Below are 18,175 nucleotides of genomic sequence, written 5' to 3'. Positions count from 1 at the left end.
TTTGTATATACAATTATGAAAATTGAAGATATAATTAGAAGTAAAAATCCAGTTGCAATTGAAAAGAAAACACTACTTAATGTTTTGTATTCTCAAATAGTTATTGCTGAAAAATTTAATGAAATCTTAAAACCATTTGATGTATCTGCTGAGCAATTTAATGTTTTACGAATTTTAAGAGGACAAAATGGAAAACCAACGAATATGTTCACTATACAAGAACGAATGATTGCTAAAACAAGTAACACAACTCGATTAGTTGATAAACTTTTATTAAAACAATTAGTTACTCGAGAAATTTGTCCTGAAAACAGAAGAAAGATGGAAGTTGCAATAACTCAAAAAGGATTAGATTTATTAGTGACCTTAGATCCTTTAATTATTGAGCATGAACAATTTTTTGCCAAAAACTTGAGCGATTCAGAATTAATAATATTAAACGAATTATTAGAAAAATTTAGAAAGTTATAATTTACAAAAACAATTAATATAATATGAATACATTTTTAGAAAATCAAAATTGGCGCTATGCAACAAAGAAATTTGATGCTACCAAAAAAATATCAAATCAAGATTTAGAAACTTTAAAAGAAGCAATTCAATTAAGTGCTTCATCTTATGGCTTACAACCTTATAAAGTTTTAATTGTTGAAAATACTGAAGTAAGAGCAAAGTTACAACCTGTTTCTTGGGGGCAATCGCAAATTGTGGAAGCTTCTCACTTATTTGTATTTGTAAATTTAGTTGATGTACAAGACAATCATATAGATGACTACGTGACAAATTTGGCTACAACTAGAGGGTTAAAAGCAGAAGATTTAAAAGGATATAGTGATTTTATGAAATCGAAACTTGTGCCATTATCTTCAGAAGCAAAATCTACTTGGACATCAAAACAAACTTACTTAGCGATGGGTAATTTATTAAATGCTGCTGCTGAATTAAAAATTGATGTAACTCCAATTGAAGGTTTTGAACCAGAAAAATACAATGAAATTTTAGGATTAGATAAGTTAGGTCTTAATGCTTCATTAGTAGCAACTATTGGATATCGCCATGAAGAAGATGCTACACAACATTTTCCAAAAGTAAGAAAACCAATTAACGAATTATTTATAACAATATAATTAAAATAAAAACTAAAAATTAAAATAAAATGAAAAATTTAAAATCAATTGCATTAGCATTAGTAACATTAGTAACAATTTCTGCAACAGCTCAAAAAACAGTAAAAGTTGATGCTTCAAAAAGTAAAATTAACTGGGTTGGAAAAAAAGTTACTGGAAAACATGAAGGTACTGTAAACTTAAAAGAAGGTGCTTTAATTTTTGACGGAAAGAAATTAGTTGGTGGAAATTTCACTGTAGATATGACAAGTATCGCAGTTACTGATTTACAAGGTGGATCAAAAGCAAAATTAGAAGGACATTTAAAAGCTGATGACTTTTTTGGAACTGATAAATATGAAACTTCAAAATTAGTTTTCAAGAAATTCGCTGCTAAGGAAAATAACACTTACACTATTTATGCTGACTTAACTATCAAAGACAAAACAAATGAAGTTGTTTTTGACATAATAGTAAAAGACAATACTGCAACTGCTGAAGTAGTAATTGACAGAACTAAATACGGAATAGAATATAATTCAGGAAGTATTTTTGATGGCTTAGGAGACAAAGCTATTAGTGATGACTTTACTTTAAATGTAGTTTTAGTATTCTAATAAAAAAATAAATTGGGAAGAAATGCTATGAAAAAGGGCTATTCATGTTATGTGAATAGCCTTTCCCTTTTTTTATTCGGTAAAATTAAGTTTGATGATTTTATTTTTTCCAGCTGCAAAAGCCGTTTTATTATTTAAAAAACGAATGGTATATAATTCTTTATCTACATTTAATTGTTTCCAAGAATTCCCGTATTCATTTGAGTATTGAATTCCGTTTGCACCAACAGAAACCAATGACTTTCCTTTACTATCTGGAACAAACTGTACACAAGAACCGTAACCAAAACCTGCTCCATTTGCCACTAATTTCCAAGTTTTTCCACCATCAAAAGTCATCGCTTTATTATTTGAGTTATCATTTGGTTTTTCATAATTTCCACCAGTTATAAAACCAATTTTATCGTTATAAAAATCGGCTGAAAAAATTCCGGTCATTACTTCACCTTGAACTATTGGTGTTGCATAAACTTGCCAATTCTTTCCAAAATTATCACTTACAAAAACTCTTGATTTCTTTCCACCTGAAACTAAAAACACTTTAGAATTAGTTATTATTAAATTAGAATTACTTGCCGCAAAAGCAGCTTCTCCTTCTTCAACTTTCGGTAAATCATCACAGCTGACTTTTCTCCAAGAATTTCCTCCATCAGTAGTAATAATTACGGATAAACAATCATCTGTTGGATCACCCATTGCCATTCCATTTAAATCATCTTTAAATTGCATTGAATCATAAAAAACCTTTTCATTTAATTCAGTATAAACAATTTGTTGCGAATTATCTTTCTTGGAAATTCTATAAACATTAGCCGGATTTCCAACGGGCAACAAAAATAAAAAGTATTTGGTTTGAGCTATACTTCGTATTTCATTTACAATTGTATCCGATTGAATCTTGAATTTTGAAACTTCATTAGTAGTTAGATTTACTTTTCCATAATTACCATCATTTCCTGCATACCAAAGATAATTTTCATCCGTTAAAATAGCTCTAATACTTATTTTCTCATCTAAAATTGATTCTATTTCAACTTTAGAATAGTAAGTGTTTATTTCTTTTTGAGAACTACAAGCACTTATTATTAGCAAAATAAAAATGTATTGAAAATATTTCATCATAATTTGTTTTTGTAAAGTTAGGAAACAATTCTAAATTCAAACTATAAAACTACAATTTTACAACTTATTGATTAATAATGTATTAAGTGTTTAAATTAAACTTTGGCACGAATATTGAATATTCTTAATCGAATGTAAAAATTCAAAAAAGTTTAGTAACTTAATACTATATATCATGAAAAAATTATTTACCCTTGCCCTTTTATTTAGTTTAACAACAATGTTTGTTAATGCTCAAGATAAAACGACCGTTACAGCAAATTCATCTGAAATTAGTGATAATTTAGATTTAAGAGCTATTGCTACAATATTTGGAGAATCTTCTGACTTAGAAGATTTTGAAAAAAGAATAAACGATCCAAAAGCTCAAATTAGTAATCTAGACTTAAACGATGATAATTATGTTGATTATTTACGTGTAATTGAATCTATTGAAGGAAACGATCACATTATTGTAATTCAATCTGTAATTGACAAAGACTTATATCAAGATGTAGCTTCAATTGAAGTGCAAAGAGATAAAAACAATAAAGTACAAGTACAAGTTGTTGGAGATGTATATATGTATGGTGATAATTACATTTACGAACCTGTATATGTTCATACACCTGTAATTTACACAACATTTTGGGTAAACAATTACCGTCCATATTATTCTAGTTGGTATTGGAATTATTATCCTTCATATTACTCATATTGGAATCCTTTCCCAATATTCAGATATAGAAATCATATAAATATATACATTGGAGGATATGGTCACTCTTACAACTATGTAAACTATAGAAACTGTAGAGTTTCATATAATGCTTATTACGGAAGAAGAGCACATGGTTATGAAACAAGATATCCAAATCGTTCATTTTCTCATAGAAACGCAAGTGTTTCTAACAGACATGAATTAGACAGAACTAGAGATGTAAGAACTGTAAATACAAGAGAAAGAGGAAATACGCAACCTAGAATTGAATCTTCTCCAAGAGGCAGTAGAAATAATGCTTCAACAAGAGATGAAAGTCCTAGAAGTACAAATTCAACAAGAGCAACAACTTCAACAAGAGATGAAAATCCTAGAAATGCTTCATCTTCTCCAAGAGTAAATAGTTCTACAAAAAATGAAAATCCAAGAACTAATACTTCTACAAGAGATGAAAGTCCAAGAAACACCTCTTCTTCTCCAAGAGCAAATAGTTCTACAAGAAATGAAAATCCAAGAACGACAACTTCTTCTCCAAGAAGTAACACTTCTACAAGAAATGAGAGTCCAAGAAACACTTCTTCTTCTCCGAGAGCAACTAGTTCATCAAGAACTAAATCATCTCCTAGAGTAAATACTTCTTCTCGTTCAAATTCTGGTTCAAGTCCACGAGTTAGTTCACCGTCAAGAAGTTCATCTCCATCAGCGGGAAGCTCAAGAGGTTCTTCTTCAAAGAGAAGTTCATCAAGAGGTGGCTCATCAAGAGGTGGAAGAGAGTAAAATAATCATCAAGTTCCAAAAAGAAAAGACCGCATTAATTGTGGTCTTTTTTTATGATTAAAAAATTCCATAAACACATTATTAATACTATCTTTGCAAGCTGATTAAAAAAGAAATGAGATTACATAGAAATTTAGTATTTACAGTTATTGATTCACTAATGGCCATCTTTAATGAAGGTGCTTATGCCGATAAAATGGTAGCACAAGCCTTAAAAAAAGATAAACGTTGGGGAAGTCATGACCGAAAATTTGTTGCCGAAACTATCTACGAAATAGTTCGATGGAAAAGATTATACACCGAAATTGCCGAAGTAAAAGATCCTTTCACAAGAGATGATATTTGGAGAATTTTTGCAGTTTGGGCTGTTTTAAGAGGAATTAAATTACCCGATTGGAAATATTTTGAAGCTACTCCAACCCGAAAAATCAAAGGACGTTTTGACGAATTAACTAAAATTAGAAAATTCAAAGAAGCTATTCCAGATTGGATTGATGAATTAGGTTTAAAAGAATTAGGAAAAGAAGTTTGGGAAAAAGAGTTAACAGCTCAAAACGAACAAGCAAAAGTAATTTTAAGAGTTAATACTTTAAAAACTACGAAAGAAAAAGTGCGTTCTATTTTAATGGACAACAATATTGAAACAGAATTAATTAATGACCAACCAGATGCGCTTGTATTAAAAGAAAGAGCAAATGTGTTTATGATTCCTGCTTTTAAAGAAGGTTTTTACGAAGTACAAGACGCTTCATCACAACTAGTAGCTTACTTTTTAGATGTAAAACCTGGAATGAGAGTAGTTGATACTTGTGCTGGTGCTGGTGGAAAAACATTACACTTAGCTTCCTTAATGGAAAACAAAGGGCAATTAATTGCCATGGATATTTATGAAAGTAAATTGAAACAATTAAAAATTCGTGCCAAAAGAAATGGAGTATTTAATGCTGAATTTAGAGTAATTGATACAACAAAAGTTATCAAACGTTTACACGAAAAAGCAGACAGAGTTTTAATTGATGCTCCATGCAGTGGTTTGGGAGTTCTAAAAAGAAATCCAGATAGCAAGTGGAAATTGCAACCAGAATTTATTGATAACATCAAAAAAGTTCAAGAAGAAGTTTTGCATAATTATTCGAAAATTGTAAAACCAGGTGGAAAAATGGTATACGCTACTTGTTCTATTTTACCTTCTGAAAATCAAGAACAAGTTCAAAAATTCTTAAAAACAGAAGAAGGACAAAAATTTAAATTAGTAAAAGATCAAAGCATATTAGCACATCAATCAGGTTTTGATGGGTTTTATATGGCATTAATGGAAAAAAAATCATAATTAAATTGCTATGAAAAAGAATTACATTTTAATATTTTTATTGAGTGTGTCAATCGGTTTTGCACAAATTCCTACAGGATATTATAGTTCTGCAACTGGTACTGGCTATACCTTGAAAACTCAATTATATAACATAATAAAAAACCACAATGATCAAGGTTATGGTGCCTTATGGACTTTATATAGTAGTACTGCTTTTAGAGATAACTACTATGAAAACAATGGTTCTCTTTTGGATATGTATTCCGAAAATCCAACCGGAAGTGATAGTTATGAATATACTTCAACATCACAACAATGTGGAAATTATTCTGGTGAAGGTTCTTGTTACAATAGAGAACACTTAGTACCACAATCTTATTTTGACAACTATGCTGTTGACCCAATGAAAAATGATGGCCATTTTGTTGTGCCTAGTGATGGATACGTAAATGGGCAGAGAAATAACTTTCCTTTCGGAAAAGTTGGTTCAGCTTCATGGACTTCTACAAATGGTTCTAAAAAAGGAAACAATTTAAATTCAGGTTATTCAGCTGGATACAGCAATACAGTCTTTGAACCTATAGATGAATTTAAAGGGGATATTGCAAGAAGCATTTTTTATTTTGCAACAAGGTATGAAAATATAATGTCTAACTTTTACACGACTACAGGTGCATCTACTGATGCAAAAGTTATGTTTGATGGTTCAAATAATAAAGCATTCTCTGATACTTTTTTAAACATCTTAATCACTTGGCATACAAACGACCCTGTTTCTGCTAAAGAAATAGCTATTAATAACAGAGTTTTTCAACATCAAGCAAATAGAAATCCATTTATTGATCATCCAGAATATGTATGTCAAATTTGGCCAACACAATGCGCAACACTTTCAACGCAGGATTTTGTTAGTTTAGACGGTATTTCCGTTTATCCAAATCCATCAAATAATCATACCATTAATATTCAATCTGAAGTAGCTTTAGACGAAATTCAGTTAATAAATCTTAACGGACAGTTAATTCAAGTAATTAAAAAACCAGTATTTAACAACAATACTTATAGTTTAGATAATTTACCTCAAGGATTTTATTTATTAAGATTAAGTTCAGAAAATCAATCGGTAACGAAAAAGATTATCGTTAACTAATACAACATTTTGATTTCTTTTACTCCATAATTTTTTATGGAATCATCTTCTAGTAAAACTTGAAGTTGACCAACAGAAGAAACACCTTTAATAATTCCCATAAATTTTTGTTGATTTTTATCTTCAAAAGTTGTGGGAATTTCTTTTTTAAATAAGTTATCTAAATATTTTTTCCACAACAAATCACTTTTAATTCGCACTAAAGAAATGTTTTGTTTCAAGTTTTCTAATACATTATTTAGAACATTATCTAGGTTATAATCTAAACTTTCTAAAAGTTTTAAAGATGTAACATTATTAACAGTGTTAAAATAAATTTGATTAACATTCAAGCCAATTCCGATTACAGAATAAATTTCTCCATTTTGTTGAATAGCGTTTTCGATCAAAATACCAGCAATTTTCTTATTATCTGCCATAATGTCGTTTGGCCATTTAACAGCACATTTTTTACTTGTCAGTTGATTTAAGGTTTCTAAAACACTTAAAGCTACAGCAATATTTAATGCAAACAACTCAGTCGGACTCATTATTAAATCCCTGACTAAAACACTAAACGTTAAGTTTTTACCTGCTTGACTATGCCATTCAGCATCACGTTGCCCTCTACCCTTTTCTTGGTTGTTTGTTACTACAATTGTAAAGTTATCGACAAACTGTTTTCGCATTAAATGCTTTAAATAGTCATTAGTTGAGTTTGTGGCATCTAGTTTGATGATATTCATATGCAAAAATAATTTTTGTAAACTTTTGTTAACGTTCAAATGTAAAGACAAATTTTGTTAAATTTGCATAAAGTAAAAAAATTAGATGACTAAAAAGAAAGTGAATAATGATGATTTGATAGCAAATATCATTAAAGGTATAGAAGATGTAAAAGGAAACGATATTAATATTCTTGATTTAAGAGAAATTGACAACACCGTGAGCGATTATTATATTATCTGCAACGGAAATTCTAACACCCAAGTTAACGCTATTGTTAACTCCATCCAAAAAGTAGTTTCAAAAGAATTAAAAGACAAGCCTTGGCATGTTGAAGGTTCTGATAATGCAGAATGGGTTCTTATGGATTATGTTAATGTAGTAGTTCATGTCTTCCAAAAGCACATTAGAGAGTATTATAACATTGAAGGTTTGTGGGGCGATGCCAAAATCATTTCATTAGAAAACAAAAATTAAATATGTCAAAAGATAATAATAAAAAACCAAACTTTAAATTTAGTCCTTGGTATATATTCCTTTCAGTACTTGCCTTATTTTTCATTATTCAATTGGCATCTTCTGGAGTTGATTTAAGCAATCCTAAACCAACTACAATTTCAAAATTTAATGAACTTTTAGATTCCTCTCAATTAGAAAAAGTTGTTGTATTTAATGGAAAAACTGCTGAGATTTTCTTAAAAAAAGAAGTATTAAAAGATAAAAAATACGATGCGGTTAGCAAAGATGTACTAGGCAAAGTTAATGAAAAAGGACCTCATTATTTATTAGAAAATATTGGTAACGAAGAACTTTTTCAAAAGAAACTTGTAGAAGCTTCCGACAAAGGTTTAATAACTAATTATGATTTTAAATCAACTGGCGATTGGACTGAAATTTTCTTTTCATTTTTACCAATACTTATTTTAGTAGGTGTTTGGATTTATATGATGAGAAGAATGTCTGGTGGCGCAGGTGGTGGCGGTGGAAGTCAAATTTTTAGTATTGGAAAATCTAAAGCTAAATTATTTGATGAAAAAACAGATGTTAAAACAACATTTGCAAATGTAGCTGGCTTAGAAGGAGCAAAAGAAGAAGTACAAGAAATTGTTGAATTCTTAAAAACTCCAGAAAAATATACTGCACTAGGTGGAAAAATCCCAAAAGGTGCCTTATTAGTTGGTCCTCCTGGAACGGGAAAAACATTATTAGCTAAAGCCGTTGCTGGTGAAGCTAAAGTTCCTTTCTTTTCTTTATCAGGATCTGATTTTGTGGAAATGTTTGTAGGTGTTGGTGCTTCACGTGTTCGTGATTTATTCAAACAAGCTAAAGAAAAAGCTCCTTCAATTATATTTATTGATGAAATTGATGCTGTTGGTAGAGCTAGAGGAAAAAGTAACATGTCAGGTGGAAATGATGAAAGAGAAAATACTTTAAATCAACTTTTGACTGAAATGGATGGCTTTGGTTCAAATTCTAATGTAATAGTTATTGCCGCAACAAATAGAGCCGACGTATTAGATAAGGCTTTATTAAGAGCTGGACGTTTTGACAGACAAATATATGTTGATTTACCAGATATTAGAGAACGTAGAGAAATTTTTGAAGTACACTTAAAGCCACTAAAAAAAGTTGAAGGGTTAGATACAGAATTTTTAGCAAAACAAACACCAGGTTTCTCTGGAGCTGATATTGCTAATGTTTGTAATGAAGCTGCTTTAATTGCAGCCAGAAACGACAAAAAAGCAGTTGATAAGCAAGATTTCTTAGATGCTGTAGATAGAATTATTGGTGGTTTAGAGAAGAAAAATAAAATCATCACTAAAGAAGAGAAAAGAGCTATTGCAGTTCACGAAGCTGGTCACGCAACAGTAAGTTGGATGTTAGAACATGCTGCACCATTAATCAAAGTAACAATTGTTCCTCGTGGGCAAAGTCTTGGAGCTGCTTGGTACTTACCAGAAGAAAGACAAATTGTTCGAACAGAACAAATGTTAGATGAAATGTGTGCTACTATGGGTGGTCGTGCTGCAGAAAAAGTTATTTTTAATAAAATTTCTACAGGAGCATTAAGTGATTTAGAGAAAGTAACTAAACAAGCCAAAGCAATGGTTACTATCTATGGACTAAATGAAAAATTAGGAAATATCACATATTATGACTCTTCTGGTCAAAATGAATATAATTTTTCTAAACCCTATTCTGAAGAAACAGCTAGAATTATTGATGATGAAATTTCTATTTTAATTGAAGGTCAATATCAAAGAGCGATCAAGTTGCTTGAAGATAACAAAGACAAATTAAATCAATTAGCAGATATTTTAATTGAAAAAGAAGTAATTTTTAAAGATGATTTAGAAACTATTTTTGGTAAAAGAAAATATAATTCTGCAGAGGAAATTATAAGTCCAACAATCGAAGATATAGCCTAAGGTTATTAACAATTGTTTATTAATAAAAATTCTTAATTCATATTTAATATGAGTTAAGAATTTTTATCTTTGATTAAATTCAAAAATCCAGCCATACATGAACATTTTCAAAAAAATATTTGGCAACACTTCAGAAGACGATAAAGATTCACAAGGAAGTCCTTATGAACCAGAAATAGATACTCCAATAGACGAAAAGTTTACTTTTAATTTTAAAAATAACGGTGGCAAGTTTTTATACTGCGAAAACCTTAATGAATTAAGAGAACAGTTTGAAAACATATTAGAAGAAAACGATTGGTTCGAAAGTCAAGTTTTATGTCATGATGAAAAATTATTTTCCCTTTTAGACGAGAATAAGCTAGCATACAAAGACATCGGAACACCTAAATTCTTTTTTACAATTTGTGAAGATTTAATATCGGATGATGGCTCTATCTTGTTTTCTTCAAAACAATTTAAACAATATAAAGCGAACGAATTGCCATGTGATATGATAGTTTTTGCTACCACAAGTCAAATCGTTGGTAATAAAAGTGATGGATTAAGAAATATCAAAAAGAGATATGACAAAGATTATCCATCTAACATAACAACCATAAAATATTTTGAAAAAGCAAAAGAAGAGGACTTTCTTCATTACGGAAGCAGTCACAAAAACTTATACTTATTGCTATTAGAAGATCTATAAATGAATGAAACTTTAACCAGATTATTATCAGGTATAGTTTATATAGTTTTGTTACTGTCTGCTATTTCCTATTCAACCACTAGTTTTTTTATACTATTTGGGGTGTTTATGATAATTGCTATAAACGAATTCTGCAATCTTGTTAAAATTCCAAAGATTTTACCGCTTCTTATTGGTGTTATCATTTACTATTTTTTTACGTTTGGAAACATTACTGATGTCAGTATTGTAAATTCTCTATTAGCCGTTACTTTGGTAGTTTCCATAAAAGCTATGGCATTTCTCTTTTCTAAAGAAGGACTACCTTGTTCAACCATTGACAAGTATCTTTATACATTAGGCTACATTATTTTATCATTTCTTTTTATTACAAAAATTCCTTTCGGAATAAATGGCTACAATTCAAAAATAATAATCGGAATTTTTATTCTAATTTGGACAAATGATACTTTTGCTTATATTGTAGGTAAATCAATAGGTAAGAACAAACTCTTTGAACGAATTTCGCCAAAAAAAACAATAGAAGGGTTTATCGGTGGACTAGTATTTAGTATCTTAGCAAGCATTTTAATAGCAAAATACTTCATAGGTTCTTCTAGCAATAGTACTATGTATATTTGGATTGGAATTGCCTTCATCGCTAGCATTTTCGGCACTATTGGAGATTTAGTTGAATCGAAATTTAAAAGAATTGCTCAAGTTAAAGATAGCGGAAATATTATGCCTGGTCATGGAGGTGTGTTAGACAGGCTAGATAGTATTATATTTGTTGCACCATTTGTTTATTTATTTTATCAAATTTTATATTATGTTTCATAAAGAAGGAAGAAAAATTATTTTAATTACAGTTATTATATCTGTAGCGTTGTTATTAGTTTCTGATGTGTTTGACAATTTTTGGATAAGTAAGCTTATTCAAGTTTTAGCAGTAGTAATATTAATTTTAGTATTACAGTTTTTTAGAAACCCTAAAAGAGATGTCGATAATAGCGACAATCATATAATTGCTCCAGTAGATGGCAAAGTTGTAGTTATTGAAGAAGTTTTTGAACCAGAATATTTTAAAGATAAAAGAGTAATGGTTTCTATTTTCATGTCACCTATTAATGTGCACGTGACTCGTTATGCTTTAAACGGAATTGTAAAATACAGCAAATATCATCCAGGAAAATACCTAGTAGCTTGGCATCCAAAAGCAAGTGAAGAAAACGAAAGAACAACTGTAGTTGTAGAAAATCGTGTTTATGGCGAAGTAATGTACAGACAAATTGCTGGTGCATTAGCTCGTAGAATTGTAAACTATGCTGAAGTTGGAATGCGAGTTGTTCAAGGAAAAGACGCTGGTTTTATCAAGTTTGGTTCAAGAGTAGATTTATATTTTCCAATTGGAACTCCTATTGATGTGAAATTAGGACAGAAAGCAATTGGTGGAGTTACTGTATTAACAAAAAAACAATAAAATTGAACAGCGAAGAACTAAATATATTATTTGATGAAGCATTTGAAAATGCTAATAAAATCGAAAAAGAGTCGGTTCCACCAAATATGCAACTAGTTCTATATGGTTTATACAAACATGCCACTTCTACTCGACCTTCATTAAACATTGAAGCCTCACAAGACGCAAATGACTTAAAAAATGCCTTTAAAATGAATGCTTGGATGCAAGTAAATCATTTATCAATTGATGATGCTAAAGAACAATATATTACTTTAATAAACTCTCTTTTAAAGGAAAGAAAACTTTAATTTTCAAAACATATTATATCAAAATGAAAAAATTAGTACTATTTAGTCTGTTTTTTATTTCATTATTATTTTCTTGTAAAAGAGAAAAAGTACTTCAAGAAGTTCAATTACCAGATCCAAATGCCGTTGAAGAAATTATTTATGCAAATCCTGCAGAAGTAAAAACAAATGACAAACCATTTTCTATGAATGGATTAGCTTATCAGTATAATGATTTAGAACCTTATATTGATGCTAAAACTATGGAAATTCACTATTCAAAACATCATTTAGGTTATGCCAATAAATTAAATACAGCCATAAAGGACACTGAATTTAAAACAAGTACAATTGAAGAAATTCTAAATAAACTAGACTTAAACAATTCATTTCTTCGCAATAATGCTGGTGGATACTACAATCATAATTTATTCTTTGAAATTTTAAGTCCAAAAAAAGGAACTAAACCTAGCAGTACTTTTGGCGAAGCAATAATTAGAGATTTTGGTTCATTTAGTAGTATGAATGATAAAATCACTGAAACATCAACAAGTCTTTTTGGTTCTGGTTGGGTTTGGTTACTTGTGGATAAAGAAGGTAAATTAAAAATTTCTCAAACAATCAATCAAGATAATCCACTTATGTCAAACGCTATTGAAAAAGGAACTCCAATTTTAGCTATTGATGTTTGGGAACATGCTTATTATTTAAAATACCAAAACAACAGAACAGAATATATTGAAGGCCTTTTTAACATTATAAACTGGGATATTGTTTCAAAAAAATACGACAATTCTATAGCTCTTAAACTATAATTATGAAGAATATTATCTTTTTACTTTGCTTTACTACTTTATTTATTTCTTGTAAAGAAGACGAAAAAATAGTTAGCGAAGAAGTTGAGTCAGAAAATATAAACTCACAATGGAGTGATTTTGATTTAAATGGAAATGTAAAATCTACTTTAGAATACACTACAGCAGAAAAAAGAGATGAAACAAATATTAATTCAGTGCGTAAATTTGAAAATCAATTTAATCCTGATATTGCATTAACGTTTGATGAAAATGGAAAATTAATAAATAAAATTACTTATAGCGAAGACGGTACTATTTCTGAAGATATTATCTATGAAGGAAAAAACAAGATAATTTCCATTAAAAACTTTACTAATCCAAATGAATATATAGAAACAAAATACACTTGGGATAATACTAAAAACACTATTATTACACGACGTTTCAATGGTTTACAAATGTTAGATAAAGAAGTTTTTTTATTTGAAAATGGTAAGAAAATTGAAAAATACAAATATGATAGCCATGAAAATCAAGCAGATAGAACAAGTTATTCTTATGACAATGACAATAGAGTTACAGAAGAAATTTATTTTCAAGGCAAACCTATAATGCAATCTAGACTTTCTATTGAATATGACAATAATGGTAATAAATCAATAGAAATAATATACAATAAAGACTTTAAAGTCATTACCAAAACAACTTATGAATATGATGGTTCTAATCAGTTATTAAGCACAAAAACTTATACTGATAAAGGAAGTTTAGATGCTGAATTATTCAGAACTTATGATGACAAAAACCGTTTAATTTCTAAAGGAAGCTTTGAAGTTTTTGATAATTCAAACAACAAAGAAGATTTTGAATATGATGAAAAAGACAATACAACTTCATGGAAAATTTATAAAAACAAAAAATTACTTTCTAAAACAACGTATACGTTCGATGTAAAAAACAATCTAACTTCTGAAATTGTTTATTCACCAGATGGAAAAATAACACACAAAAAAATTGTTGAATATACTTATGACAAAAATGGAAATTGGATCACAAGAAAGTCAACAATTGATAATTTAGTTTTATATACTTCTAGAAAAATTGAATATTATAAATAATTTTCAAAACAATTAGTCTTCTAAATCATCGTAATTTTTAGCTGTAGAATACGTTCTCCATTTTTCAATACAAACTTGTATATCTTGAGGAATTTCTGAATCAAAACGCATAAATTGTTTTGTAATTGGATGTTCAAAACCTAATGTTTTAGCATGAAGCGCTTGTCTTGGTAACACTTTAAAACAATTATCTACAAATTGCTTGTATTTAGTGAAAGTAGTTCCTTTTAGGATTAAATTTCCACCGTAGCGTTCATCATTAAACAAAGTGTGACCTATATGCTTCATATGAACTCTAATTTGGTGAGTTCTTCCTGTTTCTAGCTTACAAGCAACCAAAGTTACATAACCCAAACGTTCTAAAACTTTGTAATGCGTTACAGCAGGTTTTCCTTTATCTCCATCCACATCGTAAACAGACATTTGCATTCTATTAGTAACGTGTCTATCAATATTACCTTCAATTGTACCTTCATCTTCTTCTACATTTCCCCAAACGATTCCAATATATTCTCTTTCAGACGTTTTATCAGCAAATTGCTTCGCTAAATAAGTCATAGCAAATTCAGTTTTTGCTACTACCAACAAACCAGAAGTGTCTTTATCAATTCTATGCACCAAACCAGGACGTTCAGAGCTATTCATTGGCAAGTTGTCAAAATGATAAGCCAAAGCATTTACAAGCGTTCCAGTATAGTTTCCATAACCAGGATGCACCACTAAACCAGCAGGCTTATTTACAACCAACAATTGATCATCCTCATAAACAATATCTAAAGGGATATTTTCGGGAATAATCAAATTCTCAAATGGTGGATATTCTAATAAAATACGAACAACATCAAAAGCTTTGACTTTATAATTCGATTTTACTGGAACATCATTTACAAAGATATTTCCGTTCGTGGCAGCTTGTTGAATTTTATTCCTGGTGGCATTTTCAACTAAGTTCATTAAAAATTTATCAACTCTTAATGGTGCTTGACCTTTAGTCGCTTCAAATCTAAAATGTTCAAATAAATTTTCGTCTTCTAATTCAGCTTCTATATTTTTTCCTTCTTCAATCATTAGTATTCTCCTTCTGTTTTTGGAACATCAGCATCAATTTCAGGTTTGTTTATTTGCAATGAATCAATCATTCCATCTAAATCAGATTCTTCAAAAGTTCTTTTCCCATCACCTAAATCTAGATCAATTCTAGAATTTTTAAGAACCTTATCCCCTTTTTTTAATACTTTTCCGTTATGTCTTGCTACTAAAACTAAGTCTTTTGCTAAATTTGGCTTATAGGTAATATCACCTTCTTGCAAACCTAATGCTCTGAATGTAGCTTGTATTTGTCTGTATGTTTTTTCTTCTAAATCTGGTAAAGTGATCATTGCATAACCACCAGAATTAATTTTGACATATATTTTTCGTCCATCTTTTACTTTTTCACCTGCTTCAGGATCTTGTTCCACAATAGAATAAGGTGGAAAATCCTTGTTATAATCAACTGTATCAAGAACTACCGCTTCAACACCAAGGTCAGCTAATTTTTCTTCAGCGATTTCAATTTTCATTTTCTTTAAGTCTGGCACATCGATTTCTTCACCATGTCTGGTTCTAAAATCTAAAAAATTCACCAATAAAAAGCCAAATACACCTACAATTATAATTGCGATTACTATCTGTTTAACAAAAGTCCAGCTCTTTAAAAATTCAAAAATTCTCATAAATTTTAATTTTAGCAAAGATATAAATTTATAGTTTGATTTACCTATCTAATAATAACCATAAAAGTAGCATTTTATTATTTATTCATTTATTTTTAATAAAACAGCAAATACTAACCCTCAGATAAATAAAATATGATATTTTTGTAAGGAAGTATATATTCAATTTAATATGAACATAGCAGTAGTAATGGGTGGATATTCTGACGAATCAGTAATTTCACTTCGAAGCGGACAATTAATTTTAAACAATTTAGATCAAGACAAATATAACATTTATGAAATTCATATCTTGTTAGAAGGTTGGTTTGCTATTGTTGATGGAGAAAAACTTTCCATTAACAAAGCCGATTTCTCCTTTTCTGATGGTTTTTCTACTACTCACTTTGATGTGATTTTAAATACCGTACACGGAACTCCTGGCGAAGACGGGCATTTACAAGCTTATTGGGAACTATTAGAAATTCCGTATGCTGGTTGTAATTATTATCAATCTAGTTTAACTTTTAATAAACGTGATACGCTTTCAGTGCTATCAAAATTTAATATTCCTAGAGCAAAATCTATTTATGTTTCAGAAGGAAATATTGATTTTACTTATGAAGATGTTGTTGTCGATTTAGGCTTACCTTTTTTCGTAAAACCGAATCAATCTGGAAGTAGTTTAGGAATTTCAAAAGTAAATTCGAAAGAAGAATATGAAAAAGCCTTGATTTTTGCTTTTGCAGAAGATAAAGATATTTTAATTGAAAGCTTCTTAGATGGAACGGAAATTTCTGTTGGCGTTTTAAATTACAAAGGAAAAACTACGGTTTTAGGTTTGACAGAAATCGTTTCTCACAATGACTTTTTTGATTATGAAGCCAAATATTTGGGTAAATCCGAAGAAATAACTCCAGCTAGAATTAGTCCAGAAATGACCGAAAAAGTCACTACAACAGCAATTAAAGTCTACGAATCATTAAGAATGAAAGGTTTTTCAAGAGCAGAATACATTATTATGAATAACGAACCTCATTTTATAGAAATCAACACGAATCCTGGATTAAGCCCACAAAGTATATTTCCACAACAAGCTACTTATGCAAATATTCCAATGAGTGATTTGCTAGATAGCGAAATTGAATTAGCTTTACAGAACAAACCTATTTGGAAGAAATAAAATAAATCATGATAAATTATCAAAAATATATTGAAATAGATTCTGAATTAAGATTCGGAAAACCAATTATTATTGGAACAAGAATTTCTGTTTATGACATTTTAAATTGGCTAGCAGATGGAATGACATTTGAAGAAATTATTATTGATTTCCCAGAGCTCAATGAAGAACAAATCAAAGCTTCTTTAGCTTATGCAGCTGATAAAGTACACAAAACTAGAGTTGCCTCGTGAAATTGTTATTTGACCAAAATGTTTCATTTAGAATTGTAAAAAAGATTGAAACATTTTTTCCAAATTCAAATCAAGTTGGACAACTTGGAATTGAAAACAATTCAGATAAACAAATATGGAAGTATACAAAAGACAATGATTTTTCTGTAGTAACTTTTGATGCTGACTTTTTTGAAATTTCAAATTTAAAAGGTCATCCTCCAAAAATAATTTGGTTAAGGACAGGTAATTTAACAACGAATAACATAATTGAAATATTAATAAGCAAAAAAGAAATTTTAATTGACTTTCTTCAAAACCCTTTATATGAAGAGATTAGTTGCTTAGAAATTAAATAAATTCAGCAAAAATGAAAAAAGCAATTTTCCCAGGATCATTTGATCCCATTACAAACGGACACTTTGACATTATTAAAAGAGGAATTTCCCTATTTGATGAAGTTATAGTTGCCATTGGTGTAAATGCTGAAAAAAAATACATGTTCACTCTTGAAGATAGAAAACGCTTTATTGAAGAATCTTTCAAAGACGAACCAAAAGTAAAAGTGATTACTTACACAGGATTAACAATCGATTTATGCAAAAAAGAAAAAGCGCAATTCATTTTAAGAGGTTTAAGAAATCCAGCTGATTTTGAATTTGAAAAAGCCATCGCTCATACTAATAGAGTATTATCCAAAATCGAAACTGTGTTTTTATTAACAGCAGCAAGCACTTCTTATATTTCGTCAAGCATTGTGAGAGATGTACTTAGAAATGGTGGTGATATTACTAAATTAGTTCCAGAAGCAGTCTTGAAAAAGGGTTAAAAGGT

The 18,175-nt window shown here is 29.6% G+C and carries 22 protein-coding genes; 18 read left to right on the top strand and 4 right to left on the bottom strand.

Features of this window, described 5'->3' with window-relative positions; all coding sequences use genetic code 11:
- The first annotated feature begins 15 nt into the window (after positions 1–15).
- From G507_RS0104165 to G507_RS0104155, 3 genes are read left to right on the top strand one after another with little or no spacing between them, the layout of a single operon-like run.
- Entirely contained in the window at positions 16–471 is a 456-nt protein-coding gene (locus G507_RS0104165; RefSeq protein WP_026716306.1) for a MarR family winged helix-turn-helix transcriptional regulator, read from the top strand.
- Between the two features lie 23 nt (positions 472–494).
- Positions 495–1,127 (top strand): NAD(P)H-dependent oxidoreductase, encoded by a 633-nt coding sequence (locus tag G507_RS0104160; protein WP_026716305.1) that lies wholly within the window; start codon positions 495–497, stop codon positions 1,125–1,127.
- A gap of 29 nt (positions 1,128–1,156) precedes the next feature.
- Positions 1,157–1,723, top strand: a complete 567-nt coding sequence (locus G507_RS0104155) for a YceI family protein (protein WP_026716304.1) — start codon at positions 1,157–1,159, stop codon at positions 1,721–1,723.
- 72 nt (positions 1,724–1,795) lie between these two features.
- Here G507_RS0104155 and G507_RS0104150 read toward each other — a convergent pair whose 3' ends face one another.
- A complete protein-coding gene (locus tag G507_RS0104150) occupies positions 1,796–2,845 on the bottom strand; it encodes a sialidase family protein (protein ID WP_245575593.1) in 1,050 nt (349 codons plus the stop codon).
- Between the two features lie 175 nt (positions 2,846–3,020).
- Here G507_RS0104150 and G507_RS0104145 point away from each other — a divergent pair, with 175 nt between their 5' ends.
- The 3 genes from G507_RS0104145 to G507_RS0104135 all read left to right on the top strand — a co-directional run bounded on the left by G507_RS0104145 (position 3,021) and on the right by G507_RS0104135 (position 6,784).
- Positions 3,021–4,322, top strand: coding sequence for a hypothetical protein (locus G507_RS0104145; RefSeq protein WP_026716302.1), 1,302 nt, complete (start codon positions 3,021–3,023; stop codon positions 4,320–4,322).
- Positions 4,323–4,437: 115 nt separating this feature from the next.
- Complete coding sequence (locus G507_RS0104140; RefSeq protein WP_026716301.1) at positions 4,438–5,652, top strand: RsmB/NOP family class I SAM-dependent RNA methyltransferase; 1,215 nt, start codon at positions 4,438–4,440, stop codon at positions 5,650–5,652.
- 10 nt (positions 5,653–5,662) lie between these two features.
- The gene (locus G507_RS0104135) at positions 5,663–6,784 is read left to right on the top strand and encodes an endonuclease (RefSeq protein ID WP_026716300.1); all 1,122 of its coding nucleotides are present in this window, start codon (positions 5,663–5,665) and stop codon (positions 6,782–6,784) included.
- Here G507_RS0104135 and G507_RS0104130 read toward each other — a convergent pair.
- Positions 6,781–7,509 carry a biotin--[acetyl-CoA-carboxylase] ligase gene (locus G507_RS0104130; protein WP_026716299.1) on the bottom strand — a complete coding sequence of 243 codons (729 nt, stop codon included), beginning with the start codon at positions 7,507–7,509 and terminating at the stop codon, positions 6,781–6,783. The two genes, G507_RS0104135 and G507_RS0104130, sit on opposite strands and share 4 nt — an antisense overlap.
- A gap of 85 nt (positions 7,510–7,594) precedes the next feature.
- On the opposite strand from G507_RS0104130, the gene rsfS reads away from it, so the two are divergent.
- The 8 genes from rsfS to G507_RS0104090 all read left to right on the top strand — a co-directional run bounded on the left by rsfS (position 7,595) and on the right by G507_RS0104090 (position 14,252).
- On the top strand, positions 7,595–7,966 hold the full coding sequence (gene rsfS / locus G507_RS0104125; protein ID WP_026716298.1) for a ribosome silencing factor: 372 nt from the start codon (positions 7,595–7,597) through the stop codon (positions 7,964–7,966).
- A gap of 2 nt (positions 7,967–7,968) precedes the next feature.
- On the top strand, positions 7,969–9,918 hold the full coding sequence (ftsH, locus tag G507_RS0104120; protein ID WP_026716297.1) for an ATP-dependent zinc metalloprotease FtsH: 1,950 nt from the start codon (positions 7,969–7,971) through the stop codon (positions 9,916–9,918).
- A 97-nt stretch (positions 9,919–10,015) separates the two neighbouring features.
- Positions 10,016–10,609, top strand: coding sequence for a lactate utilization protein B/C (locus G507_RS0104115; protein WP_026716296.1), 594 nt, complete (start codon positions 10,016–10,018; stop codon positions 10,607–10,609).
- Positions 10,610–11,428, top strand: a complete 819-nt coding sequence (locus tag G507_RS0104110; RefSeq protein WP_026716295.1) for a phosphatidate cytidylyltransferase — start codon at positions 10,610–10,612, stop codon at positions 11,426–11,428.
- Complete coding sequence (locus tag G507_RS0104105) at positions 11,418–12,068, top strand: phosphatidylserine decarboxylase family protein (protein WP_026716294.1); 651 nt, start codon at positions 11,418–11,420, stop codon at positions 12,066–12,068. The genes G507_RS0104110 and G507_RS0104105 overlap by 11 nt, the downstream gene beginning before the upstream one ends.
- A 2-nt stretch (positions 12,069–12,070) precedes the next feature.
- Complete coding sequence (locus tag G507_RS0104100; protein ID WP_026716293.1) at positions 12,071–12,358, top strand: acyl-CoA-binding protein; 288 nt, start codon at positions 12,071–12,073, stop codon at positions 12,356–12,358.
- 23 nt (positions 12,359–12,381) lie between these two features.
- The gene (locus G507_RS0104095) at positions 12,382–13,152 is read left to right on the top strand and encodes a superoxide dismutase (protein ID WP_026716292.1); all 771 of its coding nucleotides are present in this window, start codon (positions 12,382–12,384) and stop codon (positions 13,150–13,152) included.
- 2 nt (positions 13,153–13,154) lie between these two features.
- A complete protein-coding gene (locus tag G507_RS0104090; RefSeq protein ID WP_026716291.1) occupies positions 13,155–14,252 on the top strand; it encodes an RHS repeat domain-containing protein in 1,098 nt (365 codons plus the stop codon).
- Positions 14,253–14,264: 12 nt separating this feature from the next.
- Here the strand turns inward: G507_RS0104090 and G507_RS0104085 are convergent, their stop codons facing one another.
- Both G507_RS0104085 and G507_RS0104080 read right to left on the bottom strand, forming a co-directional pair.
- Positions 14,265–15,320, bottom strand: coding sequence for an RluA family pseudouridine synthase (locus tag G507_RS0104085; RefSeq protein WP_026716290.1), 1,056 nt, complete (start codon positions 15,318–15,320; stop codon positions 14,265–14,267).
- A complete protein-coding gene (locus G507_RS0104080; RefSeq protein WP_026716289.1) occupies positions 15,320–15,967 on the bottom strand; it encodes a PASTA domain-containing protein in 648 nt (215 codons plus the stop codon). The genes G507_RS0104085 and G507_RS0104080 overlap by 1 nt, the downstream gene beginning before the upstream one ends.
- Before the next feature lie 172 nt (positions 15,968–16,139).
- Between G507_RS0104080 and G507_RS0104075 the strand changes: the two genes are divergently transcribed.
- The 4 genes from G507_RS0104075 to coaD are packed head-to-tail and all read left to right on the top strand — an operon-like array spanning position 16,140 to position 18,170.
- Positions 16,140–17,129: a D-alanine--D-alanine ligase gene (locus G507_RS0104075; protein ID WP_026716288.1), complete on the top strand. Its 990-nt coding sequence runs from the start codon at positions 16,140–16,142 to the stop codon at positions 17,127–17,129.
- A gap of 8 nt (positions 17,130–17,137) precedes the next feature.
- Positions 17,138–17,362 (top strand): DUF433 domain-containing protein, encoded by a 225-nt coding sequence (locus G507_RS0104070; protein ID WP_035665599.1) that lies wholly within the window; start codon positions 17,138–17,140, stop codon positions 17,360–17,362.
- On the top strand, positions 17,359–17,700 hold the full coding sequence (locus G507_RS0104065; protein ID WP_026716286.1) for a DUF5615 family PIN-like protein: 342 nt from the start codon (positions 17,359–17,361) through the stop codon (positions 17,698–17,700). The genes G507_RS0104070 and G507_RS0104065 overlap by 4 nt, the downstream gene beginning before the upstream one ends.
- A gap of 11 nt (positions 17,701–17,711) precedes the next feature.
- A complete protein-coding gene (gene coaD, locus G507_RS0104060) occupies positions 17,712–18,170 on the top strand; it encodes a pantetheine-phosphate adenylyltransferase (RefSeq protein WP_026716285.1) in 459 nt (152 codons plus the stop codon).
- Positions 18,171–18,175 lie beyond the last annotated feature (5 nt).

The organism is Flavobacterium gelidilacus DSM 15343 (assembly GCF_000422685.1).
Classification (GTDB): domain Bacteria; phylum Bacteroidota; class Bacteroidia; order Flavobacteriales; family Flavobacteriaceae; genus Flavobacterium; species Flavobacterium gelidilacus.
This window is presented reverse-complemented; position numbering and strand designations above follow the sequence as displayed.

What these genes read in the sequence shown, in the direction of transcription:
- G507_RS0104165 (WP_026716306.1), top strand. Translation starts at nt 16, where the DNA reads ATGAAAATTGAAGATATAATTAGAAGTAAAAATCCAGTTGCAATTGAA.
- G507_RS0104160 (WP_026716305.1), top strand. Translation starts at nt 495, where the DNA reads ATGAATACATTTTTAGAAAATCAAAATTGGCGCTATGCAACAAAGAAA.
- G507_RS0104155 (WP_026716304.1), top strand. Translation starts at nt 1,157, where the DNA reads ATGAAAAATTTAAAATCAATTGCATTAGCATTAGTAACATTAGTAACA.
- G507_RS0104150 (WP_245575593.1), bottom strand. Translation starts at nt 2,845, where the DNA reads ATGATGAAATATTTTCAATACATTTTTATTTTGCTAATAATAAGTGCT.
- G507_RS0104145 (WP_026716302.1), top strand. Translation starts at nt 3,021, where the DNA reads ATGAAAAAATTATTTACCCTTGCCCTTTTATTTAGTTTAACAACAATG.
- G507_RS0104140 (WP_026716301.1), top strand. Translation starts at nt 4,438, where the DNA reads ATGAGATTACATAGAAATTTAGTATTTACAGTTATTGATTCACTAATG.
- G507_RS0104135 (WP_026716300.1), top strand. Translation starts at nt 5,663, where the DNA reads ATGAAAAAGAATTACATTTTAATATTTTTATTGAGTGTGTCAATCGGT.
- G507_RS0104130 (WP_026716299.1), bottom strand. Translation starts at nt 7,509, where the DNA reads ATGAATATCATCAAACTAGATGCCACAAACTCAACTAATGACTATTTA.
- rsfS (WP_026716298.1), top strand. Translation starts at nt 7,595, where the DNA reads ATGACTAAAAAGAAAGTGAATAATGATGATTTGATAGCAAATATCATT.
- ftsH (WP_026716297.1), top strand. Translation starts at nt 7,969, where the DNA reads ATGTCAAAAGATAATAATAAAAAACCAAACTTTAAATTTAGTCCTTGG.
- G507_RS0104115 (WP_026716296.1), top strand. Translation starts at nt 10,016, where the DNA reads ATGAACATTTTCAAAAAAATATTTGGCAACACTTCAGAAGACGATAAA.
- G507_RS0104110 (WP_026716295.1), top strand. Translation starts at nt 10,610, where the DNA reads ATGAATGAAACTTTAACCAGATTATTATCAGGTATAGTTTATATAGTT.
- G507_RS0104105 (WP_026716294.1), top strand. Translation starts at nt 11,418, where the DNA reads ATGTTTCATAAAGAAGGAAGAAAAATTATTTTAATTACAGTTATTATA.
- G507_RS0104095 (WP_026716292.1), top strand. Translation starts at nt 12,382, where the DNA reads ATGAAAAAATTAGTACTATTTAGTCTGTTTTTTATTTCATTATTATTT.
- G507_RS0104090 (WP_026716291.1), top strand. Translation starts at nt 13,155, where the DNA reads ATGAAGAATATTATCTTTTTACTTTGCTTTACTACTTTATTTATTTCT.
- G507_RS0104085 (WP_026716290.1), bottom strand. Translation starts at nt 15,320, where the DNA reads ATGATTGAAGAAGGAAAAAATATAGAAGCTGAATTAGAAGACGAAAAT.
- G507_RS0104080 (WP_026716289.1), bottom strand. Translation starts at nt 15,967, where the DNA reads ATGAGAATTTTTGAATTTTTAAAGAGCTGGACTTTTGTTAAACAGATA.
- G507_RS0104075 (WP_026716288.1), top strand. Translation starts at nt 16,140, where the DNA reads ATGAACATAGCAGTAGTAATGGGTGGATATTCTGACGAATCAGTAATT.
- G507_RS0104070 (WP_035665599.1), top strand. Translation starts at nt 17,138, where the DNA reads ATGATAAATTATCAAAAATATATTGAAATAGATTCTGAATTAAGATTC.
- coaD (WP_026716285.1), top strand. Translation starts at nt 17,712, where the DNA reads ATGAAAAAAGCAATTTTCCCAGGATCATTTGATCCCATTACAAACGGA.